The following is a 24699-nucleotide window of genomic DNA, read 5'->3' on the forward strand; positions in this document are numbered from 1 at the left end:
ACGGCAAATATATGAGTCGGGCAATCCTCATTTATTAGGATTATGATTTATTTTTTAAGGAATCAGATTCGGTCAGCTTCAATATACCCATTCATTACGGCGTAAATAGTCAGTCCGGATACCGATTTGATTCCTAATTTCTCGGTGATATTCTTCCGGTGGGTGATGACGGTAGTCAGACTGATATTCAGTTTGTCTGCTATTTCCTTGTTGATTAATCCTTTTGTAATCAGTACAAGCACTTCAATCTCACGGGCAGACAAAATCTCCTGATGCGGTGTTATTGGGGGCATAGGCGGCATGTCTTTCACCGGATAACCGTTGTGGTGGGCGTGTTGATGGAGCTTTAATATGCTCTTTACCAATTCTTCTTCTGATTCGTGAATATTGAGTACAGGGACACCGGATAGTTGGAATTGCGGGCTGTCGCTTGCAAGTACGATGGTTTTCCGTTTCCGGGGAAGGAAGAAGGTGTTGTGTTCCACATAGATTTGTGCGGAAATAAAATAATGGGCATACATATCCGGGGTATCATCCATTAGTTCGCTGAAACTATGGAAAATACGTATAGTTGCCATGGGAATCATTTCCTCTAAAATGCCTTTCAGACCAAGACAAGTGAGAGTGTTTGATTCTACAATTGCTATTTCGGGTTGAGGCTTCATCAGCTTATGGCTTTGATTAATGATTTAAATAGTTGGCTGCCGCTTCCGCACATCGTTCGCCGTCTACTCCGGCAGAAACAATGCCGCCGGCATAGCCTGCGCCTTCCCCGCAGGGGAACAATCCGCGGACAGTCACGTGTTGCAATGTCTCTTTATCGCGTACGATGCGGACAGGAGAAGAAGTGCGTGTCTCTACTCCAATCATCACCGCTTCATTAGTGAGGAATCCATGACTGCTACGTCCGAATTGTTGGAAACCGAGGGATAATCTCTTGCTGATAAACTCCGGCATCCAGAAATGGAGTGGGGAAGAAATCAACCCCGGAGCATAAGAGGATTCGGGCAGGTCATAGCTTAATTTCTTGCGGGTGAAATCCAACATGCGTTGTGCCGGAGCCGTCTGCCGTCTGCCACCTTGCAGCCAGCACTGACGTTCCAAATCTTCCTGAAAGTGAAGGATGGGAAGAAGTTGAGAATTGAGAATTGAGAGTTGAGAGTTACTTAATGAAGGATTGATGGCTAATAACTGCTCGTTCTGCTGCGCAGCCAACTCTCCACTCTCCATTCTCCACTCTCCACTTATCAAATCTTCCGGTTGTATTTCTACAACCATTCCCGAGTTACTCCAACGTGAACCACGGTTGGAAGGAGACATGCCGTTTACTACTACTTGTTCCGGTCCGCTGGCGGCAGGGACGATGAATCCGCCGGGACACATACAGAAGCTATATACTCCTCTGCCTTCTACTTGGGTTACGAAGCTGTATTCGGCGGCGGGCAGGTATTTTCCTCTTCCGTTCTTGTTATGATATTGTATTTGGTCAATTAGCATTGCCGGATGTTCCAGACGGACACCGACGGCAATTCCTTTTGCTTCAATTGTGACGTCGTTTGCTGCCAGCCAGCGGTAAACATCTCTTGCGGAATGTCCTGTAGCCAGAATGACAGGGCCGAGAAATGTTTTTCCCGTATTCGTTTCGATGCCTTTTATTTCGTTGTTTTCTATGATTAGTGCATCCATTCGAGTCTCGAAATGGACTTCGCCGCCACATTCGATGATTGTATTCCGCATATTCTCAATGACACGCGGCAGTTTATCAGTCCCGATATGCGGATGCGCATCTGCCAATATCGCAGTGGACGCTCCATGTTGGCAAAATACATTGAATATCTTGTCTACATTTCCTCTTTTCTTGCTGCGGGTGTAGAGTTTTCCGTCCGAATAAGCTCCCGCTCCCCCTTCACCAAAGCTGTAATTCGATTCTGGGTTTATCGTATGCTCCCTGCTGATTTGTGCTAAGTCCTTTTTCCGTTCGCGCACATCTTTCCCCCGTTCTACGATAATAGGGCGCAAACCGAGTTCGATAAGACGCAAGGCTGCGAATAATCCGCCGGGACCTGCACCTACTACAATGACTTGCGGCTTTCCTTCTACATTATTATATAGGGTATGTTCATATTCATCCTCTTTAGGCATTTCATTGATATACGTCCGCACCTTTAGATTGACAAATATAGTCCGTTGGCGTGCGTCAATGCTTCGTTTCAAGATTCGGGTAGCATTGAGGTCACGCAGGTTGATTCCTTTTTCTTTGGAGAGATATTCTTTCAGCCGCTGTTCGTTGGCTGCGATTTCGGGAAGGACGCGAAGTTGGTATTCTTGTATCATCTGATTCTTGTTGCTTTTGATTATAAAATGGATAAAACTGATATATAATAAATCACTATCTTATCCGAATAAGGCTCTGAACGCTTCTTCTACTTTTCTGACAGGTACTAGTTCTATCTTTAACTTTTTCGTATCGATGCCCTGCAAATTGTATTTCGGCAACAGGAAACGTTTGAAACCTAATTTCTCCGCTTCTCCGATACGTTGCTCTATCCTGTTCACGGGGCGGATTTCGCCCGACAGCCCGATTTCTCCCGCCATGCAGACTTCCGGTTCGATAGCCGCGTCCATATTTGAAGAAAGGATAGCGCTGATAACCGGTAGGTCGATAGCCGGGTCATTCACTTTCAGTCCGCCGGCTATATTCAGGAATACGTCTTTTTGTGCGAGCTTGAAGCCGACCCGCTTTTCGAGAACTGCCAGTAGCATATTCATTCTTCTCAAATCGAAACCGGTTGCCGAACGCTGGGGATTTCCGTAAACGGCGGAACTTACCAGAGCCTGTGTCTCAATCAGGAACGGGCGTATTCCTTCAATGGCAGAAGCGATGGCCACTCCGCTCATTCCCTCGTGGTCTTGACTTAGCAATAGCTCCGACGGATTGCTTACTTGACGCAATCCGTCCTGCCGCATTTCATAAATACCCAGTTCTGCCGTACTACCGAAACGGTTCTTGATGCTGCGTAGAATACGGTACATATAATGCTGGTCGCCTTCAAACTGGAGAACAGTATCGACGATATGCTCCAGTACTTTAGGACCTGCTATGCTTCCTTCCTTATTAATATGTCCGATAAGCAATACCGGTGTATGTGTCTCTTTGGCAAAACGGAGAATGGAAGCGGAGCACTCTCTAACTTGTGCAATGCTTCCGGGAGACGATTCGATACTCTCAGTTGAAATAGTCTGTATAGAGTCGATAATGACCAAATCGGGATTCGTATTCTTGATATGTACGTAAATCTGCTCGAGCGAAGTCTCGCAGACAATAAAGCAATCGCTGGAAACATCGGAAAGGCGGTCGGCACGAAGTTTCAGTTGGCGCGCGCTTTCTTCGCCGGATACATAGAGAATCTTCTTCTCCGGCATATGCAGTACGGTCTGCATGACGAGCGTCGATTTGCCGATTCCCGGTTCGCCGCCTATCAAGACTAAAGAACCTTGCACAAGACCGCCACCTAACACGCGGTTCAGTTCATCATCGTGCATGTCGATACGCGGTTCATCGTCCGCTATTATTTCGCTGAGGGTAACAGGTTTGGGTTTCTGTGTCTCAATGCCCGATACCGGTCGGCGGTTGGTCGGTTCTTTCCGTACGATTTCCTCTACATACGTATTCCATTCTCCACACGACGGACATTTACCCACCCATTTCGGTGAATTTTGTCCGCAGTTACTGCATACATATACGGTCTTCTCTTTTGCCATCGAAATTCTTTCCTTTATTGTAGGGTACAAAAATAGGGATAATTTATTAGAAATAAGTTATCCCTGTCTAATAGAAATAGGTGAATTCTATAATGTAATCTCTCCCGCCATCGACCGGTTCATCCGGTCGCGCACCTCATCCGGTGTATATCCATGTCCCAACAAGAACATTAATTTAGTGACAGCCGACTCGGTCGTACTGTCATAACCGGAGACGACGCCCGCCTGCAATAACTGGTATCCCGTTTCGTAACGTTCCATCTCTACCATCCCCGCGTTGCATTGTGTCACGTTGACAATCACGACTCCACGTGCGCTAGCCTGGCAAAGCCGACGGATAAACCATTCCTTCCGGGGAGCGTTGCCCGAACCGTACGTTTCGAGAATAACGGCTTTCAGTCCTTTTATATCTAAAGTAGCGGCTACCACATTCTCTTGAATTCCGGGGAATAGTTTCAATACCACCACATTCGTATCCAATAAATAATGAGGTTTTAGTTCCCGTTCTTCCCCGTTCACATGAATCTGTACATTATTATATTTAATATGAATCCCCGCTTCCGCCAACACCGGATAATTGAAAGACCGGAACGCATTGAAGTTCTCGGCATTCATTTTCGTCGTGCGGTTCCCCCGCATCAAATGATTCTCAAAGAAAATGCAGACTTCCGGAACGAGCGCTTTTCCTTCTTTATTTTGAGCGATGGCAATCTCTATACTCGTCATCAGATTTTCTTTTCCGTCCGTGCGGAGCACCCCGATAGGGAGTTGCGAACCCGTCAGGATGACAGGCTTGTCCAACCCTTCCAGCATAAAGCTAAGTGCGGAAGCAGTGTACGCCATCGTGTCCGTGCCGTGCAGAATGACAAAGCCCTGATAACGGTCGTAATTCTCATGGATGATGTGAACCAGCTTCCGCCACATATCCGGTTCCATGTCCGAAGAGTCCATAGGCGGGTCGAACTGATACGTATCAATCGGGAAGTTGAATTTTTGCAATTCGGGGACGTGCTTCTGGAGTTGTTCGAAATTGAAATTCTCCAATGCGCCTGTCACGGTGTTCTCAATCATTCCAATTGTTCCACCGGTATATATTAACAATACGGAAGTTTTTAACGGGTTCATAAGCTGATTTCTGCGTTCGTTTTCGCAAATATAATAATATAAATGATATATTAATAGCAAAATGTCATAAAAGTAAAGAGGAAACACAAGGCGGAAAGAATGAGGAATATACTTTTTATCAGAAAAAAACGGGAAAAAGTGATAGATTGAACGTTTTTATTATTACTTTTGCGACACTTATCAAAAACAAGAGTAGAAACAGGACTATGATGAAGTACTATCCACATACAGTCACATCGATGTGTACCATGACCCTTAGGGGTTGATGGATAGTTTTGTGTATCTACGTGATTCACGCTTGTATAAACAGGCAAAATTCAAATTCAATTTTATTCGTAAACAACCAATCGTTCTGTAAAACTATACACAGGGCATTGCATTTAAATAAGTATCTTCATGAAAGTAATGAAATTCGGCGGAACGTCCGTAGGTTCCGTGAACAGCATTTTAAGCGTAAAGAGAATCGTAGAGTCGGCTAAAGAGCCGGTAATTGTAGTTGTTTCCGCATTGGGGGGCATCACTGACAAATTGATAAACACATCGAAGATGGCGGCAGTGGGAGATTCGGCCTATGAAGGCGAGTTCCGCGAAATCGTTTACCGCCATGTGGAGATGATTAAGGAAGTGATTCCTGCCGGAGAAAAACAAACTTCGTTGCAACGTCAGATTGGCGAACTGCTGAACGAGTTGAAAGACATTTTCCAGGGAATCTATCTGATTAAAGACCTTTCACCGAAGACATCGGATACAATTGTCAGCTATGGAGAACGTCTTTCATCCATTATCGTTGCCGAACTGATTGAAGGGGCACAATGGTTCGATTCGCGCACTTTTATCAAGACGGAAAAGAAGCATAATAAACATACGCTGGATGCGGAACTGACTAATAAACTGGTGAAAGAGGCTTTCAACTCACTTCCGAAAGTATCGTTAGTGCCCGGATTCATCTCTTCTGACAAGATGTCGGGAGATGTAACGAATCTCGGTCGTGGCGGTTCCGACTATACGGCTGCCATTATTGCCGCAGCACTCGATGCCAATAGCCTGGAGATATGGACGGATGTAGACGGTTTTATGACTGCCGACCCGCGTGTCATCTCAACGGCCTACACGATTGCCGAACTGACTTACGTAGAAGCAACCGAACTTTGTAACTTCGGTGCGAAAGTCGTTTATCCGCCGACCATCTATCCGGTATGCCACAAGAATATACCTATTATAATAAAGAATACATTCAATCCCGACGGAGTAGGAACTATCATCAAACAGGAAGTTTCCAATCCGCATTGCAAAGCCATTAAGGGTATTTCTTCCATCAACGATACGAGCCTGATTACTGTTCAGGGACTCGGTATGGTAGGTGTAATCGGTGTCAACTACCGTATCTTTAAAGCGCTGGCAAAGAACGGAATCAGTGTGTTTCTCGTATCTCAGGCTTCATCGGAAAACAGTACTTCTATCGGTGTGCGTAATGCCGATGCCGACCTGGCTTGCGAAGTGCTGAACGAAGAATTTGCCAAGGAAATTGAAATGGGGGAAATCTCTCCGATTCTTGCGGAAAGAAATCTGGCTACGGTTGCTATCGTAGGCGAGAATATGAAGCATACACCGGGCATCGCAGGTAAGCTATTCGGTACGTTGGGACGCAACGGTATCAACGTAATCGCTTGTGCACAAGGTGCTTCGGAAACAAATATCTCTTTTGTTGTCGATTCCAAATCCTTGCGCAAATCACTGAACGTGATTCATGACTCTTTCTTCCTGTCCGAATATCAGGTATTGAACCTCTTTATCTGCGGTATCGGTACGGTGGGTGGCAGCCTGGTAGAGCAGATTCGTTGCCAGCAGCAAAAACTGATGATGGAGAACGGGCTGAAACTTCATGTGGTAGGTATCATTGATGCAGCTAAAGCGATGTTCAGCCGTGAAGGGTTCGACCTTGCCAACTTCCGCGAAGAACTGAAAGAGAAAGGTAAGGACAGCAACCTGCAGACTATCCGTGACGAAATAGTCGGCATGAATATCTTCAATTCCGTATTTGTAGACTGTACGGCAAGCCCCGACATAGCATCGCTCTACAAGGATTTGCTGGAACATAACGTCTCCGTTGTAGCCGCCAACAAGATTGCTGCTTCTTCGGCTTATGAGAACTACCGCGACCTGAAAACGATTGCCCGTCAACGTGGCGTGAAGTACCTGTTCGAAACAAACGTAGGTGCGGGACTTCCGATTATCAATACAATCAACGACTTGATTCATAGTGGCGACAAGATATTGAAAATTGAAGCCGTACTTTCGGGTACATTGAATTACATCTTCAATAAAATCAGCGCCGATATTCCTTTTAGCCGTACCATCAAGATGGCGCAGGAAGAACGTTATTCCGAACCCGACCCACGTATTGACCTCAGTGGTAAGGACGTCATCCGCAAACTGGTGATTCTGGCACGCGAAGCCGGATACCGCATCGAACAGGAAGATGTAGAGAAGAATCTCTTTGTCCCGAACGATTTCTTCGAAGGTTCTCTGGATGACTTCTGGAAACGTGTTCCGAGCCTTGACGCTGATTTTGAAGCCCGTCGCCAAGTACTCGAAAAAGAAAATAAACACTGGCGTTTTGTAGCCAAACTGGAGGATGGAAAAGCCTCTGTCGGTTTGCAGGAAGTGGGAGCCAACCATCCGTTCTACGGCTTGGAAGGCAGCAACAATATCATCCTGCTGACTACGGAACGTTATAAAGAATATCCGATGATGATTCAGGGATACGGTGCAGGTGCAGGCGTGACTGCTGCCGGAGTATTTGCCGATATTATGAGCATCGCAAACGTTTAACGCCTTATGAAACATATTATCATATTGGGAGACGGAATGGCCGACTGGCCGGTGAAGTCATTAGGGGATAGGACGCTCCTGCAATATGCAAAGACGCCTTATATGGATAAATTAGCCCGCATGGGGCGTGTCGGACGGTTGCATACCGTTGCCGAAGGCTTTCATCCGGGTAGTGAGGTGGCCAATATGTCCGTATTGGGATATAATCTTCCGAAAGTGTACGAAGGTCGCGGTCCGCTCGAAGCGGCGAGTATCGGTGTAGACCTGCAGCCGGGAGAGATGGCGATGCGTTGCAACCTGATTTGTGTGGAAGGGGAGATTCTGAAGAATCACTCTTCGGGACATATCTCTACGGAAGAGGCGGACGTATTAATCCAATATCTGCAAGAGAAACTGGGCAACGACCGCGTGCGTTTTCATACGGGAGTCCAGTATCGTCATCTATTAGTTATTAAAGGAGGAAACAAGGAACTGGACTGTACTCCACCGCACGATGTGCCTTTGAAGCCTTTCCGTCCGCTAATGGTGAAACCATTGGTGCCGGAAGCTCAAGAGACGGCAGACTTGATTAATGACCTGATTCTGAAATCACAGGAATTGTTGAAAGACCATCCGTTGAATCTGAAACGTATGGCCGAAGGCAAAGACCCTGCAAACAGCATTTGGCCTTGGAGTCCCGGTTACCGTCCGCAGATGCCTACCTTCTCCGAAACATTCCCGCAGGTGAAGAAAGGAGCGGTTATCTCTGCTGTAGACTTGATAAACGGAATCGGTTACTATGCAGGCTTACGCCGCATCGCAGTAGAGGGAGCCACCGGACTTTATAATACGAATTATGAAAACAAAGTAGCCGCCGCTTTGGAAGCCTTAAAGACGGACGACTTTGTTTATCTGCATATCGAAGCCAGTGATGAGGCGGGACACGAAGGGGACATCGACCTGAAACTCCTGACTATCGAGAATCTCGATAAACGTGCCGTAGGCCCTATCTATGAAGCTGTGAAAGACTGGGACGAGCCTGTGGCGATAGCCGTATTGCCCGACCATCCCACTCCTTGCGAGCTTCGTACGCATACTGCCGACCCTATCCCGTTCCTTATCTGGTATCCGGGTATCGAACCGGACGAAGTACAGACGTATGACGAAGTGGCGGCTTGTAGCGGTAGCTACGGTCTGCTGAAAGAAGACGAGTTTATAAAAGAGTTCATGAAATAACGCATCCGATTATGATTTATTATAGTACAAATAAGCAAGCGCCTAATGCTTCACTGCAAGAAGCGGTAGTGAAAGGGCTTGCTGCCGATAAAGGGCTGTTTATGCCTATGTCCATCAAACCGCTTCCACAAGATTTTTACGATTCGATTGAAAGCTTGTCCTTCCAGGAGATTGCTTATCGTGTAGCCGATGCTTTCTTCGGTGAGGACGTTCCTGCCGATACGTTGAAACAGATTGTGTATGACACTTTAAGTTTCGATGTGCCTTTGGTGAAAGTATCGGAGAATATCTACTCACTCGAACTTTTCCACGGTCCGACATTGGCTTTCAAGGATGTGGGGGGGCGTTTTATGGCGCGTCTGCTTGGTTATTTCATTAAGAAAGAAGGGCAGAAGAATGTCAATGTGCTGGTAGCCACTTCCGGTGATACGGGAAGTGCGGTGGCTAACGGTTTCTTAGGTGTGGAAGGTATTCATGTATATGTACTTTATCCGAAAGGAAAAGTGAGCGAAATACAGGAAAAGCAATTCACCACATTAGGACAGAATATTACCGCCCTCGAAGTGGACGGAACATTCGATGATTGTCAGGCATTGGTGAAATCGGCTTTCATGGATAAGGAACTGAACGAACATCTTTCCCTTACTTCCGCCAATTCTATCAACGTTGCCCGCTTCCTGCCGCAAGCATTCTATTATTTCTACGCTTATGCCCAGTTGAAGCGTGCCGGAAAAGCTGACAATGCAGTAATCTGCGTTCCTAGCGGAAACTTCGGAAATATCACTGCCGGTCTGTTCGGTAAGAAAATGGGATTACCAGTGAAACGTTTCATTGCGGCTAATAACCGTAACGATATATTCTACCAATATCTGCAAACAGGCGAATACAACCCGCGTCCGTCTATTGCAACCATCGCTAATGCCATGGACGTAGGCGACCCGAGCAACTTTGCCCGTGTACTCGATTTGTATAAAGGTTCTCATGCTGCTATCTCCGCCGAGATTTCGGGAACTACCTATACCGACGAACAAATCCGTGAAACTGTGAAAGAGACTTGGAAAGAACACCATTATCTGCTCGACCCTCATGGGGCATGTGGCTATCGTGCATTGGCAGAAGGTTTACAACCGGGCGAAACAGGTGTATTCCTCGAAACAGCCCATCCTGCCAAGTTCCTCGAAACAGTAGAAAGTATCATTGGTGAAACGGTGGAAATACCTGCCAAATTGCAGGAGTTTATGAAAGGTGAGAAGAAGAGTCTCCAAATGACGAAAGAGTTTGCAGACTTTAAGAAGTATCTGCTTTCGCTCTGATCTTCATCTTTCCATTAAGGAGTTTGTGCCACTCTATTGGCATGGTCGTGCCATTGAGGTGTCACGGCTGTGCCAACAGGGTGGCACTGCTTTGACAATGGCTTGGTACAAGTCTGCCGTTTAAATGTAGTTTACACAAAAGCCAGGAATATCAAATACTCTCCTGTACAATGAATGGTAAACTCATCGGCTGTTGCTTCATTCAGCGTACCTTGCCACCAGTTGGTGAAGTCACTGAGCGGATAAACCAATCCTTCCTCCTTTAATCCTTTTGCTCCGAAATTGATAATCGAAATCTGCTGTCCGGGATGGGACTCGAATGTCTGTGTACCGTTCACAGACATAAATACACCGTAGTCCGTAATTGTCCTTATTTCCATGCCCTCTTTCATATAGTCAATCAGCAGGCTGATATTTCCCAGTGTATGGTCTTCCCGTTTGCCGGTAGCTCCGACAATGGCAATCTTACGGAATCCTTTCTCTTGCAGAAAGTGAACAGCTTTGGTTTGGTCGTTCGTTTCCTGGTCGGCTATCTGGTGTACGATAGAAGAGAAACGTTCTTTATATTCCGGTGAAAGAGAATCACCGTCACCGATAATCACGTCCGGTGTATGTCCACGAGAGATATATTCATTGGCTGCACCGTCACAACAAGCTACGAATTTAGCTTCTTCCAACATTCGCAAAGGAAGAGTGTGAGTAGGATATTCACCGTTAGCCAATATCACGGCTTCGGGCATATAGTCTTCGTTTATCATTGTATGCTCATTATTTTTTTCCATTTAAAGTAGCCAAAGATAGCTATAATGGAGTAAAGTCCGTATAAAGCAGAAGTAAAATAAAGGTCTTTATAAATATACAGTCCGCAACAAACGATGTCTACAAGTATCCAAGCAAACCATTGTTCGATATATTTGCGTGCCAGCATCCACATGCCGACAATGCTCAGTGCCGTGGTGAAGCTATCCAGCCATGGTACATTGCTGTCCGTGTATTCAATGAGTATCCAGGCAATGCCGATAAAGGCAACGATGAATATCAGCAGAAGCGGAAGATAGCATTTCCACGGTGTATGTATGATGGGAAGGGCAGATTGAGTCTGTTTTTCTTTCCTCTGTCCCCACATCCAAAAGAACCAGCCATAAACGGCGGCTATCAGATAGTAGATATTGATGCCAAAGTCAGCGTATAATCCTGCTTTGTAATATACGAAGATATAGATAGCAGGCATGATAATCCCCGCTATCCAAAGATAGATACTTGCCCGGTATTCCAACCAAAGGTAGACTAAACCGACAATCGTACCGAATATTTCCAGAAAATTCATTTCCATAGCCCTGTGGTATTAAAAGCGGATAGAAACATGTCCCATGACGTTTGTTCCTGCCTGCGCTGCATATCCGGCATAGTTTCTCCGATTCTCCACCGTATCGGTGTAGTCGCTCGAAGCCCAACCGTTGTTTTCATATTTTTCATTAAACAGATTGTACACAGTGAACCCTACCGTGACTTCTTTCAACACCTTCTTGGGACGGAAGGAGTACGCCAGATTGAGGTTATTGACAAAATATTTATCAAGAGTCAATTCTTCTACTTCCGCATTTGTCATATACTGTTTGCTTACGAACTGTGATTGCAAAGCTGCTTCGAATCCCTTATAAATAAATGAGAAGCGGTTATTAAATAGAAAGTCGGGTGAGAAAGCGATGTGAGTGTCTTTATGCTTGATCTGAACAGTCGGGAGGGAAGTAGAACTACCGTCGTCATTATAGTGGTAGCCCGGCAGGCTTTCTACAAAATCTTGGATGCGGTTTTTGCTCCATGTAGCGTTGATGTCCCATTGAAACCATTTACACGGTTTGATTCCCAGCATTAGCTCGACTCCCATACGATAACTGTCCGGCACGTTTTCGGTCAGTGCTTCACCTATATCGTTTAAAGCTCCGGTCAGAACCAGTTGGTCGGTATAATCCATGTAGTAGAAGTTTGCACCTGTCGTCAGCCATTGGTTGGCGAAAGTATATCCTGCTTCATAGTCGAGCAGTTTTTCAGCTTTGGGGTATGAATCCGGATCGCTATCCGTATAATTGTTTCTTGTCGGTTCTTTTTGGGCTACCGAGAAAGAGGCATAAACGCGATGGTTGGACGTGATGTTCCAGTTTAACCCGACTTTCGGGTTAAAGAAATCGAACTTCTTGTCTACTGCCAGTGGACGCAGGGCATTTTTGCTCCAGTCATATTTATCATTGTTTCCGTCGATGGTATAGTCGATGTGTCGATACTGAAGATCGGCATACGCGCTTAATCCTCTGGTAAGATCGTAGTTTGCTTTCAGATAAATATTGCCATCGGTCTTTTTGGATTTATTGCGGTAATATTCATGGTCGGGAGATAGAGTGCCCACATAATTCTTCACCCAGGGAACTCTTCCGAAGTTATTGCCCCGGTATTGATTCAAACCACCTCCTAGAGACGCATTCAGCCTGTTGACCGTATAATTGAGAGAAAAAACGCCGCCACCGAATTTGTTGTCCATCTTCTTCTGACGGACTAAATCGCTTTTGGTTATTTCGGTTCCATCAATAGTGAATGGTTTCAGGCCATATTCTATAAGGGATCTGTCGTCTTTGTACTCTTCGTAATAGCCATCGCCTTTGGTGTAATGCAAGGCAACATTCAGATTCCAGGCTGTCGAGAAAGTATGATTGAAGAGAAGCTGATAATTCTTTTGCAGATAATTATCCGTTTGGTCGTCATAAAAATGCTTGTTGCCGTTGGCGTCGGTGTACATCTCGCCACAGGGGTTGTAGCGTCTGCCGAAATCCTCCATTTCCTTTTTGGTTGCGTATCCCCAGGCATGATATGTCTTTTCTTTTCCAGCAAATGCAATCAGTTTCACAGATGTGTTTTCTGCAAAATAACCTCCTTGCAGGTAGTAAGAATTCAGGTCTACCGAAGCGCGGTCTATGTATCCGTCCGTACCGATATTGGAAAGACGGGCGTCAAACGTCCAATGGTTATTGAGCAAACCGGTTCCTACTTTCACCGTTTCCTTGTGCGTGTTGAATGAACCGTATGAACCGTTGAATTCGGCATACGGCTTCATGGATGCACCTTCAGTCTGCATATTAACGCTGGCTCCGAAGGCACCTGCCCCGTTGGTAGACGTACCTGCGCCTCGTTGCACTTGCATATCTTTTACGGAGGAAGAAAAGTCGGGCATATTTACCCAGAACAGATTATGGCTTTCGGCATCGTTCATCGGTATGCCGTTTACCGTGATGTTGATACGTGTACCGTCGGTTCCGCGCACACGAAGAGTCGTGTAGCCGATACCTGCTCCTGCATCCGATGTGGTCAGTGTAGAAGGAGTCATGCTTAACAGATAAGGGATATCCTGTCCGAAGTTAACCTTCTTCAATTCTGCTTTGCCTATATTGGTGAATGCCACGGGAGTTTTGGCGGTGGCACGCGTGGATACTACCTGCACTTCTTGTAGGTTTACTACTTTCATACTATCCTTTACACTCGTCTGTGCATGAACAGAGATGCCTACGCCCGATAAGGCGATGGCCATCCATACAACTTTTTTCATCTTGCTTACTAATTAGTTCTCTACGCCGGCATTACCCGGATCAGATTCTATGGGTATGTTCTCAGCCCGTCATGTTAAGGCACCCCTACCAGTGAATCGGTTACAAAAATACAGCTTTTGCAGGAGGAAAGCAAAAAAAACTTTTAGATTCACTAAAAACAATATAACTTTGTAACTTATTAGAATAGCCATATAACTGTTTACTCATTTAATATACATTTTAATTATGCTATTATTACAAGCAACACAAGCTGCGGATTCTGTACAAGTGGCCGCAGATAAATTAATGAAAGAAGCGATTGCCAATGCTGACGGATTGGACAAACTCTCGCTGATTACCCAACAATTGATAGACTTTGCCATTCGTGCCGGAGAACGTATACTGATTGCGGTCATTGTTTTTATCGTCGGACGTTTCCTTATCTCTATGCTTAATAAGTTTGTCGGGCGTTTGATGGATAAAAGGAAAGTGGATGTAAGTATCAAGACTTTTGTAAAAAGCTTGGTGAATATTACGTTGACCGTACTGTTAATCATTTCTGTAGTAGGTGCTCTTGGCGTTGAAACCACGTCGTTTGCTGCTTTGTTGGCTTCTGCCGGTGTGGCTGTCGGTATGGCTTTATCCGGTAATTTGCAGAATTTTGCGGGAGGCTTGATTGTATTGTTGTTTAAGCCATATAAAGTGGGAGATTGGATAGAAAGCCAGGGAGTTTCCGGTACAGTGAAAGAAATACAGATTTTTCATACTATTTTGACTACTGCAGATAATAAAGTGATTTACGTGCCGAATGGTGCAATGAGTAGTGGAGTGGTAACCAACTATAGCAATCAGGAAACCCGTCGCGTGGAATGGATTGTTGGGGTAGATTATGGAGAAGATTATGAGAAAGTGCAGAAAATCGTTTATGATATTCTTGCTACTGACCAACGTATCCTGAAAGAACCGGCTCCCTTTGTGGCTCTTCACGCGCTGGACGCCAGCAGTGTGAATGTCGTAGCACGTGTATGGGTAAATAGCGGAGATTACTGGGGTGTTTATTTCGATATCAATAAAGCGATTTACGAAACCTTCAATGAAAAAGGTATCAACTTCCCTTTCCCGCAACTTACAGTACATCAGGGAAATTAATTATGATATGCCGATTCTTCCCGTATCTTAAACGTTAGAAAAATGATGTTATGAGCAACGAAATTCTATATATCCTCCTGCCGGATTATGCGGCACACGAAATTGTATATCTTTCACAAGCCATAGCCTCTGATGAGTTCGCTCTGAAAGAGAATCCGAAATATGTCAATAAGGCTGTCGCTCCGACAATGGAGCCAGTAAAATCCATCGGTGGCTTCCGAACTTTACCTGATTATTCGTTTGAAACGATGCCCGATGATTATGCAGCGTTAGTGCTGATTGGCGGTTTTGGTTGGACTACTCCTGTTGCAGAGCTGGTTGTACCGATTGTTCAACAAGCCATTGAGAAAGGAAAGATTGTCGGTGCAATCTGTAATGGAGCTTCATTCATGGCAAAACACGGATTCCTCAATGCAGTCAAGCATACCGGCAATGGCTTGGAGCAGCTACAACTTTGGGGCGGTCACAACTATACTCATCCTGACGGATATGTCCATGCACAAGCGATCTGCGACAAAAACATTGTGACGGCAAACGGTTCGGCAACGCTTGAATTTGCCAAAGAACTGCTTCTGCTGCTTGAAAACGAAACGCCAGAACGCATCGAAATGTACTATCAGTTCAACAAGCAAGGCTTTTGCTTGCTTTCCGGTAAACAATGATTGTATGGATATTGAATCACATGGAATACGAAGTATTGAATCATAACAAATGACTATGGATTGTATTTCTAAACGTATCGAAGAAATATCGTCCAAAAAAGCCTTTTTGGCATTTTTGGACGAACTGAATAGCAGTTTCCTGACAAATTCTGAAGAATGGGAAAATCGGACAATAGATGAATTTCTTAACGCCATGCAATCGTGGATAGAGGATTATTCTTCATCAGAGTTTAATGATATTGATTGGGGAAAGGTTGATTATTCGTTGCTTGCGAGGATTCTATATATGGGAAAAATATATGAATAGAAATGTCATATTTGATTATAAAGAAATAGAACGAACAATCAAAGATAATCATCTTCCATTTCAATGATTGAATGTTAGATTTTGGCAAGTGCCTGATCCAAATCCGCAATCAGGTCATCGATATGTTCTGTTCCAATGGATAGGCGTACGGTGCCCGGATAAATTTCCTGTTCGGCTAGTTCCTGTGCATTGAGCTGCGAATGGGTCGTGCTCGCCGGATGGATCACCAATGATTTCACGTCGGCCACATTGGCAAGTAGGGAGAAAATCTCCAGACTGTCGATGAAGCGGTGTGCCTCTTCTTGACCGCCTTTTACCTCGAAAGTGAAGATAGAACCAGCACCGTTCGGAAAATAACGCTGATACAGTGCATGGTCAGGATGATTGGCCAATGACGGATGGTTGACTTTCTTCACTTTCGGATGATTGTTTAAGAAATTCACTACTTTCAATGCATTTTCTACATGACGCTCTACACGTAAGGAAAGAGTTTCCAGACCTTGCAGCAGGATGAAAGCGTTGAATGGGCTGATAGTTGCTCCGGTGTCGCGCAACAGAATGGCACGGATACGTGTAGCGTAAGCGGCTGGACCGGCAGCGTCTACAAAGCGTACTCCGTGATAGCAAGGGTCGGGTTCCGTGAGTTGTGGAAACTTGCCGGAAGCTACCCAGTCGAACTTGCCGGAATCGACGATGACTCCACCTAGTGACGACCCGTGTCCGCCGATGAATTTCGTGGCTGAATGTACTACGATGTCTGCGCCGTGTTCGATGGGGCGGATTAAATATGGAGTTCCGAATGTGTTGTCAATAATCAGAGGTATTTGGTGGCGGTGGGCTATTTCTGCCACTGCTTCTATATCAATGATATTAGAATTCGGATTACCTAATGTCTCGATAAATACCGCTTTTGTATTCTCTTGAATAGCCTTTTCAAAGTTTGATAAATCGCTTGGGTCAACAAAAGTCGTTGTGATGCCGTAGCTGGGTAGGGTATGCGCCAATAGATTATAGCTTCCGCCATAGATAGTCTTGGCTGCTACAATATGGTCGCCGGCACGAGTGATATTCTCAAATGCATAAGTGATAGCGGCAGCACCGGAAGCGACAGCCAGACCCGCTACTCCACCTTCAAGGGCGGCTACACGCTGTTCAAAAACTCCTTGGGTAGAGTTAGTCAGACGACCGTAGATATTTCCCGGATCTTGCAGACCGAAACGTGCGGCTGCATGGGCGGAGTTGTGAAATACATAAGAAGTAGTCTGGTAGATAGGGACTGCACGGGCATCTGTTGCCGGATCTGCCTGTTCCTGTCCTACATGTACTTGTAAAGTCTCGAAGTGTAATTTCTTTGTTGCCATAATCGTATGTTTTTGAGGTTGAATAATCTTGTTTATTTTCTTGCAAATTTATTGGATATAGAGTTATCGAACAATATATGACGAAAGTATAGAAAATAATGCTATTTTTGTGACGTTATATAGAATGAATGATTTGTTTCATTTCTGAAATTCACCTTTTAGAAGAATATTATTCTATGAGTGCATTGGAGAAACTGGATAAAGTAGATTTGCAAATACTCCGTACTTTGCAAGAGAACGCCCGTCTGACCACCAAAGAGCTGGCTGCACGGGTGAGTTTGTCATCAACCCCTGTATTCGAACGTCTCAAACGTCTCGAGAGTGGCGGTTATATAAAGAAGTATATCGCCGTACTTGATGCGGAAAAGCTGAATCAGGGATTTGTGGTATTTTGCAGTGTGAAGCTCAGGCGGCTGAATCGGGATATTGCTGCCGAATTTACCCGAATCATACAGGATATTCCCGAAGTGACCGAATGCTATAACATATCAGGGAGCTATGATTACTTATTGAAGATTCATGCTCCCAATATGAAATATTATCAGGAGTTTATTCTGAATGTATTAGGTACGATTGATAGCCTGGGTTCGTTGGAAAGTACTTTTGTGATGGCTGAGGTGAAACATCAGTATGGAATACATATTTAGGCTATTCCGAATAGCCATGATAATTTTTATTCTTGCAATTGTGTATTCTGAGAATTATCCCATACATTATAAAGTTCTTTACCTATCGGGTTTTCCAGCATTTCGGGAGTGGGAATCTGCAAAGTTTCTTTCATGGCATCTATATTTACTTTTAATTATCAATATCACAAAGATAGACTGATTTTTCGATAGATGGTTGTCCAATATAGCTGTCTTTCGTGTGATTTCGTTTATCAGGTTATTGCATAATGCTGAATGGATAAACTGCCATCATACTCTTGTATATCTTGACTAGCTTGTTACCATAATCAATAATCATGTATTTGATAAATGGCGCATGCCGAATTCGTCTATAAATAGATGCATCATTAAAAATAAAAAAGTATGCATATGTTTGCTTGATGCAGTAATAATTAATTTTCCAGTGCTATTGATTACTCCAATATAAGTTCTATAACCGGTAACTCGACATTTGGGCGTTCTACAGGTAAAGTGATGATAACATCGTCAGCTCCTGTATTTTCGGTCATATGGCTTCCTTTTTGGGTTTCAGTCCGAAATTTTAGTTCTGAATTGTCATTCAATAATTGAGCATATTTGATTTTTCCTTTATATTGTTTTAGATATAAGGATTTGAATGGCCATTCTAACACGTGTATATACAGTCGGTTAGTATTGGGGTTATATGTGAGAATACAATTGTTGGGACAAGCATATTCAGTTGGTGCGGCGGTACATCCATAAATGGCGCTACTATGAAAACGCATCCAATGTGCCAGGCCGTTTAAACGTTCTATAGCACGTTCGTCAAAAACACCTCTTGCTGTTGGGCCAACGTTTAGTAATAGATTTCCACCCTTACTGACAGTTTCGGCTAACATGACAATTAGTTGATGTACACTTTTCCAACTGTATTCATCACGATGGTAACCCCATGAACCGGAGAATGTTTGACAGGTTTCCCAAGGAACTCGTTGGCTGTTTACTGTGGGCCACTGTTGTGGCATGAATTGTTCTGGAGTAATGTAATCCCAGCCTTGGTTATTCTCTGTTAGTCCGAGGCGGTTGTTTATAATAATCTGTGGCTGCAATTTTCGTGCTAATTTAACAATACCTTCTGCATCCCAGTCTTTACTATTCTTTCCATTTTCTCCTTCAGCATACGTATAATCCATGAAAAGTTCATCAATTTGTCCAAATTCAGTGAGCAATTCGGTTAATTGGTTTTTCATATATTCCCTGTATTTTGCCATGTTACGGTTCTTATTTAATTCTTTCAAGAGTTCGGGGGTTTGTGGCATTTGGGGGTGGTTACGGTCAATGGTGAAATCGGGATGATGCCAATCTAATAGCGAATAATAAAATCCTATACGTATGCCTTCGTTACGAAAAGCATTAACTAACGGCTTTAGGATATCCTTTTTATAAGGTGTATTGGTTATTTTATAGTCCGTATATTTACTGTCCCACATACAAAAACCATCATGATGCTTAGCCGTAAAAACCATATATTTAACTCCGGCTGCTTTTGCCATATACGCCCATTCTTCCGGATTATACAAATCGGGATTAAATAATTTTTTGTAACGGTTGTAATGTTCATCGGACATTTTTTCTCTGCTTTTTACCCATTCGTGGCGAGCAGGCATAGCGTAAAGTCCCCAGTGGATAAACAGACCAAACCTGTCATGTGTCCACCAAGACATACGTTCTGATTGGTTTAATGAGGAATTATATTGATTTTGAACAATATGTGTCGCATTCGTCTGTTGACAAACGAAAGATAGGAGAAAGAGGGTATATATAATAGTTCTTTTCATACTTAGTGCTTTATAGGTAAAATTCTGGTCATTAAATCTACAAAAATAGCTGCCATTCGTTGCTGCATATATGATTGTTCGCCCCGTATAGGATGATGTCCATAAGCTATGCCTTCTGTAACCTGAATATCCGTGGAATATAATTGGCTGAAAGGTTTTCCAGTGACAGGATGTAATACATTTTTTGAGAATCCGATATATTTATCAAATTCAATTAAAGGAAATCCCCATTTAGCGGCGAGCTTTCTGATACTTTCATTATAAACGGTGCGACAATCATGCCAGTGTGTACATAATACAATAATTGCAGGTTTACCATAAGGAGTATTATAGTATTTGGATGTAGTATCATTACGTAATTCATAGCATTCCGTGAGGTAACGTTTGATGACATAATCATAGGCTGCCGCGTAATTGCTGCGATCAAATGGTACTTCATAATCCGTGTATTTATCTTTCAGTTGAAGTTCTTCATAAACATCTTTATTATGTACTTGCATAATGACTAATGCATCAATATCTTCTAGCTCTTCTTTGGAGTAGAGGGTGCCATTGACCATTCGATTAGCTGTGTTGGCTATGGCTTCTCCGCCTATGGCTCGGTTAATGGCTTCGGCATTCAGTTTGCGACAACCGATTTCGAACCAACCGTTTTGCGGAGAAGCGAATGAGGCTCCTGTCAATAAGATATTGTATTCTGTTGTTTTTGACAGGTTTTGTGCCGCTGCTATTCCTGTGAAAATATAAAATAACAGCACGGTTAGAAATGTCTTCTTCATATTTTCTTGTTTTTTTATGGTTTATCTATAATTCTGTATTTATCTACAGTAGGATTTAGCCCTTGTTTTAAATCGTGATACAATGGAGGTTTGTTAAAGTCAAAACTATAAGGCTCATAAAGTGTGGCACAATCCGGATGAGTCTCTCCGAATAGTTTGTATTCTTTCCATAACCGGTCATAATTATCGATGGCTTTACGAATACTTTTTGTGTCATATTGGCCATTTATATCTCCTTCGTAGCCTTTGAGCATGATAATCCAACCCTGTTCATAGATTGAATATAAAAGTAATCCGTATTTGGCGGAAGTTTGTAAGTAACGCTTTAGTTCCGGATTGCCTGTTTGTATTTTGTCGGCTAATGCTACAATCTCTTTCCAGATAGCAACACTTTGGGCTTTTTCTAGTATGATTTTATGAGTTAGTCCTTGTTCTATAATAGTTTTGAGATTCTGTCTCAATTCTTTCTCTCCTCCGATGAATTGATCTCTCGTCCACCATACATTGATGGGGAGAATTAAAGAAGCTCTTCCTCTGACAATCGCGTCAGCAGACAAAAGAGAAAGACGATGAAAACGTTCGATGTCTTTTCCTTTGAATCCGTTGGCCATGGCATATTTCTTAAATAATTCCTTTTCCGGTAACGACATCTGGTTTGCCCAATTGGCCAATATTGCAACGTTTATGTCGCACCATAATTCATTTTTGATATAGGGTCCTCTCCAGCCTCCTCCTCTTGACCATGTCCAAATACCAGCAAAATTGGGATTTGATTTTAACTGGTTCAAACAGTAAGGCTGGGAGTCTGATTTTAATTCTTCAAATCCATTAAGTACACCGTCTGCAATATAGTTCGGGTATGCTCCTTTGCCTTCATATTCGCGTTGACATTCAATTTCTACAATTTGTTTGTGCTTACCTATTCCTAATGTAGGGTTGAATTTATACGTTCGGTGATAATCCCCCTGTACATGTTTTATGCATAGATATAGATTGGGGTGAGGCTCAACGTTGTTTGTTACGGAAAGGTAATATTGGGGATTGATATGGAAGTAGCCGAAATCCCATGTACGGTAGAAGATTTTTTTATTTTGGCGTATGCACACTTCGTCTCTCAGCAGATTTATTAGGTTACTGTGTATTTTTTCTCCTCCATCGGTTTTATATGTAGAATTATGTTCCCATGATTTTTCGTTTCTGGGTATGGGGCCATTGCCAGTGTGGTAAGGAGTATTTTGCAAGTAAGTTTCTCCTACGCGAATAACCAGACCGTCAAGTTTCGGGAAACGTTTGAATATTTCTTGAAGCATGATTCGGTGTATCTCTTGTGTTTTGGGGCGAGTGAAGTCAATTCGTCCTGTCGCGTCACAAATTTCATTTTTATAAATTTCCACCAGGCGTTTGGGAAGTACGATGATATCAGTAAAGTAATATGCTTCCAATCCGGCTTTATGGATAGCTTCGATCTTGTTTTCTATGCGGGTGGCAACAGAATCGATCCATAGACACTCTTTAGAACCGGCAGGACATATTCTCGGGTCTAAACTGCTATATGTTATGGCTGTATGTACAGATTGAAATTCATTAACTACTTGCGCGTTAAAACCATATTGCACTAAATTCCCCGGTTCATTGAACCATGTGTTTGTAAAAGGTTCACCCGGATTATGATGAACCATATCCATAACAATAGGAGTTTGAGCAAACAGGCAACTCCACAGTGTGTTCGCTAGCAAAAGGACTGGAAATAGGTGTTTTCTCATGATAATATTATTGATTGTTATTAGTAACTTGTTGATCTTCGATAGAATCAAAACCCTTTTTTTGTTGTTTTATAGAATTGATTAATTGTACTCTATCCGGTAAGGAAGTGCGATATTTATCTATATATAGTCCGCATTTCTCTAATTGGTATTCTGTTATAGAGCTAACTCTCGGAATATTTTTCAGGCTTTTTAGAATAGATATTTCTCGGAATTTTAAGTTGGGAATAACCAAGTCTGTATTACTGCCGAAGTATGAATATTGAAAATCTTCATCTTTCCCTTCTTTTCGTAATCCGCAACGGCAGTTGATAAATGTGTTATCTGCTATGCTGTTATTAATGGGTAATTCCAGATGGTCGGTTTGTAAAAATGTACTTATGCCTGGGAAGATGTTGTCCCAGTTGCCTTTGTTAATACGAAAAACATCGAACAAATGGGTGAATTCAGGATTTTGTGCATTATAATTTCGTTTTTTTCCACGGGCATCAATACTTATGCCTGCTGCACTACAATCAAAATATAGATTATCGTGAACGTAATTGCAGTGGCCTCCTCCTATAATGGTACCGGAAACGACTTGATGAACTATGTTTTTATAAATTGAGTCCCCCGCATGTCCATCATCTGCATACAATGCATTAGCTCGTGGTGAATGATGAATAAAATTGTGGCGTAAGACGTTGCCTCGTGAAGTCCAGTCCCAACGACTATAAAAGGCTCCGACATCACCTGTGACCTGAGCTATGTCGAACACTTCATTATATTCTAGGATGTTGTTGTTTCCTCCATAAATAAAGGCTGCATGGGGAGCGTTGTGTACCATATTGTGCCGGACGGTAATTCCCACTGCATTGCCTTCTGTTATGCCGATTCCTGTAGTAAAGGCTCCCAGTTTTACAGCAGGAGCATAACTGCGCTGTATTTCACCAAAACGGGTAAAATAATTGTTCTCTATTAAGTGTTTGCAAGCAATCAGATTTTTTCGGTCACCTCCTGATACCTCAATACAGGTGCGACCGATATATTCAAAGTTGTTGCTTTGTATTCTATTTTGTTTTCCTCCCTGAATGATTAATGCGTCTCCTAATATATTTTTGAAGTTACATCCGGCAATCAGACATTCTGTGGCATTTTTTATGATGACGCCATCGCCTAAATGATTTTTGAAGGAGATATTTTCTATTTTTATATGATTTGAATTTATAATGTTAATCAATGGGGTAGTGTCTGATACAATACTCAACAAGTTTTCATCGAAATGTTCGGGAGGGAAAAGATATAATTTTTGAGTTGTAAAATCAATGCACCATTCTCCCGGCTGATCTATTTCTTCGAGAAGGTTCTCTACATAATATTCTTCTTTTCCCGAACCGTACGGACGGTGATATTTGGAACCGATGCCGCCAAATATGCCTACATCTTTTCCTGCCTTTGTTTCTATCCCTACGCTGTGAGTGACAGTTTGTTTGTTCGGGTCTATTTCCTTTATACGTACAGTCCAGGCCTGCCAGGGGATACGCCAGTATCCTGTAAACCATAGACCGTTTTTGACGGCATTCACCCATTTGCCGTGTTCCGGATCACTATATTCAAAAGTACCTCCCTGTTCGTTTGTTCCGAAATTGTCCAATACCCTTTTCATATATAGATAACCTTTGTTGGGATAACGCGAAAGAGGGAGTAGCTCATTGTTGTAAATGAGTTGTGGAAAGTTCTTCCGCTCTTTCATTAAATCGGGAAAAAACGAAACATTGATACCTATTTCCGATAAGTCTATCTCCATAATAATACCTTGAGCATTCGGGTGAACTCTGCTTTTTGTTTGAGTATCTTTGACAGGTCTCAGTTTTCCTTTCAAGGGTTTATCACATCGCAACTGTACCTTTCCCGGATTTTTACCTTTTATTATTATCCCTTTCTTACAGTTTTTTATATCTATGCTTTTATGAAGGATATAGTCTCCGTCATGAAGTAAAATGGAGTTTCCGTTCATAGATGCTTTTTCGATGGCTGCTTGTATGCCCCTCTCTCCTTGGAGTGGAGAAAGCTGGATAATACTTTGCCCCCGGCTGGGAAAGGAAAACGTACAGGCTAATAATAAGATCAGTAAATGTTTCATTATATTGATTGTTGAAAATAGAATAAGTGCAAAAGTACCGTGATTTAGCCAATCTTTTTAATAATGGCATTTCAAAATATATGAGATTTGTTTCATGAGTTATTCGAAGTATTTTATATTATTGCAGAAAATATGAAAAACATGACGGTTGAGACTGACATAAATCATTCGAATTTGCGTATCATGTAACATGTATTATATAAATGTAACCAGTGTTGTAATGAAGATGCTATTCTCATACATTTTGAAGCATGAGTATTAATTGCC

At 43.1% G+C, this 24699-nt stretch carries 19 protein-coding genes and 1 riboswitch; of the genes, 7 read left to right on the top strand and 12 right to left on the bottom strand.

What is annotated here, in order from left to right; translation table 11 throughout:
- Positions 1–62 precede the first annotated feature (62 nt).
- The 4 genes from CLIN57ABFB40_RS19345 to CLIN57ABFB40_RS19360 form a co-directional block, all read right to left on the bottom strand.
- A complete protein-coding gene (locus tag CLIN57ABFB40_RS19345; RefSeq protein WP_175631532.1) occupies positions 63–665 on the bottom strand; it encodes a response regulator transcription factor in 603 nt (200 codons plus the stop codon).
- A 16-nt stretch (positions 666–681) separates the two neighbouring features.
- A complete protein-coding gene (locus CLIN57ABFB40_RS19350) occupies positions 682–2334 on the bottom strand; it encodes an NAD(P)/FAD-dependent oxidoreductase (RefSeq protein WP_175631533.1) in 1653 nt (550 codons plus the stop codon).
- 60 nt (positions 2335–2394) lie between these two features.
- The gene (radA, locus tag CLIN57ABFB40_RS19355) at positions 2395–3762 is read right to left on the bottom strand and encodes a DNA repair protein RadA (RefSeq protein WP_175631534.1); all 1368 of its coding nucleotides are present in this window, start codon (positions 3760–3762) and stop codon (positions 2395–2397) included.
- Positions 3763–3849: 87 nt separating this feature from the next.
- A complete protein-coding gene (locus CLIN57ABFB40_RS19360) occupies positions 3850–4887 on the bottom strand; it encodes an asparaginase (RefSeq protein WP_175631535.1) in 1038 nt (345 codons plus the stop codon).
- Between the two features lie 396 nt (positions 4888–5283).
- Here CLIN57ABFB40_RS19360 and thrA point away from each other — a divergent pair, with 396 nt between their 5' ends.
- The 3 genes from thrA to thrC are packed head-to-tail and all read left to right on the top strand — an operon-like array spanning position 5284 to position 10247.
- Positions 5284–7719 (top strand): bifunctional aspartate kinase/homoserine dehydrogenase I, encoded by a 2436-nt coding sequence (gene thrA / locus CLIN57ABFB40_RS19365; protein WP_175631536.1) that lies wholly within the window; start codon positions 5284–5286, stop codon positions 7717–7719.
- 6 nt (positions 7720–7725) lie between these two features.
- On the top strand, positions 7726–8934 hold the full coding sequence (locus CLIN57ABFB40_RS19370; RefSeq protein ID WP_175631537.1) for a cofactor-independent phosphoglycerate mutase: 1209 nt from the start codon (positions 7726–7728) through the stop codon (positions 8932–8934).
- An 11-nt stretch (positions 8935–8945) separates the two neighbouring features.
- Positions 8946–10247, top strand: coding sequence for a threonine synthase (gene thrC / locus CLIN57ABFB40_RS19375; protein ID WP_175631538.1), 1302 nt, complete (start codon positions 8946–8948; stop codon positions 10245–10247).
- Between the two features lie 131 nt (positions 10248–10378).
- Here the strand turns inward: thrC and CLIN57ABFB40_RS19380 are convergent, their stop codons facing one another.
- Genes CLIN57ABFB40_RS19380 through CLIN57ABFB40_RS19390 form a run of 3 tightly spaced genes read right to left on the bottom strand, consistent with a single transcriptional unit; the run spans position 10379 to position 13842 of the window.
- Positions 10379–11005 (bottom strand): thiamine diphosphokinase, encoded by a 627-nt coding sequence (locus CLIN57ABFB40_RS19380; RefSeq protein WP_175631539.1) that lies wholly within the window; start codon positions 11003–11005, stop codon positions 10379–10381.
- Positions 11002–11580, bottom strand: coding sequence for a nicotinamide riboside transporter PnuC (gene pnuC / locus CLIN57ABFB40_RS19385; protein ID WP_175631540.1), 579 nt, complete (start codon positions 11578–11580; stop codon positions 11002–11004). Before pnuC ends, CLIN57ABFB40_RS19380 begins: the two co-directional genes overlap by 4 nt.
- A 12-nt stretch (positions 11581–11592) precedes the next feature.
- A complete protein-coding gene (locus tag CLIN57ABFB40_RS19390) occupies positions 11593–13842 on the bottom strand; it encodes a TonB-dependent receptor (protein ID WP_175631541.1) in 2250 nt (749 codons plus the stop codon).
- Positions 13843–13939, bottom strand: a riboswitch (TPP riboswitch). It lies immediately after the preceding gene.
- Positions 13940–14068: 129 nt separating this feature from the next.
- Here CLIN57ABFB40_RS19390 and CLIN57ABFB40_RS19395 point away from each other — a divergent pair.
- Genes CLIN57ABFB40_RS19395 through CLIN57ABFB40_RS19405 form a run of 3 tightly spaced genes read left to right on the top strand, consistent with a single transcriptional unit; the run spans position 14069 to position 15940 of the window.
- A complete protein-coding gene (locus tag CLIN57ABFB40_RS19395; protein WP_175631542.1) occupies positions 14069–14971 on the top strand; it encodes a mechanosensitive ion channel family protein in 903 nt (300 codons plus the stop codon).
- 50 nt (positions 14972–15021) lie between these two features.
- Positions 15022–15633: a DJ-1/PfpI family protein gene (locus CLIN57ABFB40_RS19400; RefSeq protein ID WP_175631543.1), complete on the top strand. Its 612-nt coding sequence runs from the start codon at positions 15022–15024 to the stop codon at positions 15631–15633.
- A 55-nt stretch (positions 15634–15688) separates the two neighbouring features.
- Positions 15689–15940, top strand: a complete 252-nt coding sequence (locus tag CLIN57ABFB40_RS19405; protein ID WP_175631544.1) for a hypothetical protein — start codon at positions 15689–15691, stop codon at positions 15938–15940.
- A 74-nt stretch (positions 15941–16014) separates the two neighbouring features.
- Here the strand turns inward: CLIN57ABFB40_RS19405 and CLIN57ABFB40_RS19410 are convergent, their stop codons facing one another.
- Positions 16015–17301, bottom strand: a complete 1287-nt coding sequence (locus CLIN57ABFB40_RS19410; RefSeq protein ID WP_175631545.1) for an O-acetylhomoserine aminocarboxypropyltransferase/cysteine synthase family protein — start codon at positions 17299–17301, stop codon at positions 16015–16017.
- A 176-nt stretch (positions 17302–17477) separates the two neighbouring features.
- Here CLIN57ABFB40_RS19410 and CLIN57ABFB40_RS19415 point away from each other — a divergent pair, with 176 nt between their 5' ends.
- Positions 17478–17948: an Lrp/AsnC family transcriptional regulator gene (locus CLIN57ABFB40_RS19415; RefSeq protein WP_175631546.1), complete on the top strand. Its 471-nt coding sequence runs from the start codon at positions 17478–17480 to the stop codon at positions 17946–17948.
- 434 nt (positions 17949–18382) lie between these two features.
- Here the strand turns inward: CLIN57ABFB40_RS19415 and CLIN57ABFB40_RS19420 are convergent, their stop codons facing one another.
- Genes CLIN57ABFB40_RS19420 through CLIN57ABFB40_RS19435 form a run of 4 tightly spaced genes read right to left on the bottom strand, consistent with a single transcriptional unit; the run spans position 18383 to position 24432 of the window.
- Entirely contained in the window at positions 18383–19768 is a 1386-nt protein-coding gene (locus CLIN57ABFB40_RS19420) for an alpha-L-fucosidase (RefSeq protein WP_175631547.1), read from the bottom strand.
- 2 nt (positions 19769–19770) lie between these two features.
- On the bottom strand, positions 19771–20547 hold the full coding sequence (locus CLIN57ABFB40_RS19425) for a DUF5040 domain-containing protein (RefSeq protein ID WP_175631548.1): 777 nt from the start codon (positions 20545–20547) through the stop codon (positions 19771–19773).
- 14 nt (positions 20548–20561) lie between these two features.
- Positions 20562–22310, bottom strand: coding sequence for a hypothetical protein (locus CLIN57ABFB40_RS19430; RefSeq protein ID WP_175631549.1), 1749 nt, complete (start codon positions 22308–22310; stop codon positions 20562–20564).
- A gap of 7 nt (positions 22311–22317) precedes the next feature.
- A complete protein-coding gene (locus tag CLIN57ABFB40_RS19435) occupies positions 22318–24432 on the bottom strand; it encodes a right-handed parallel beta-helix repeat-containing protein (RefSeq protein WP_175631550.1) in 2115 nt (704 codons plus the stop codon).
- Positions 24433–24699 lie beyond the last annotated feature (267 nt).

The sequence above is a fragment of the Bacteroides acidifaciens genome, assembly GCF_903181435.1.
Lineage (GTDB): Bacteria > Bacteroidota > Bacteroidia > Bacteroidales > Bacteroidaceae > Bacteroides.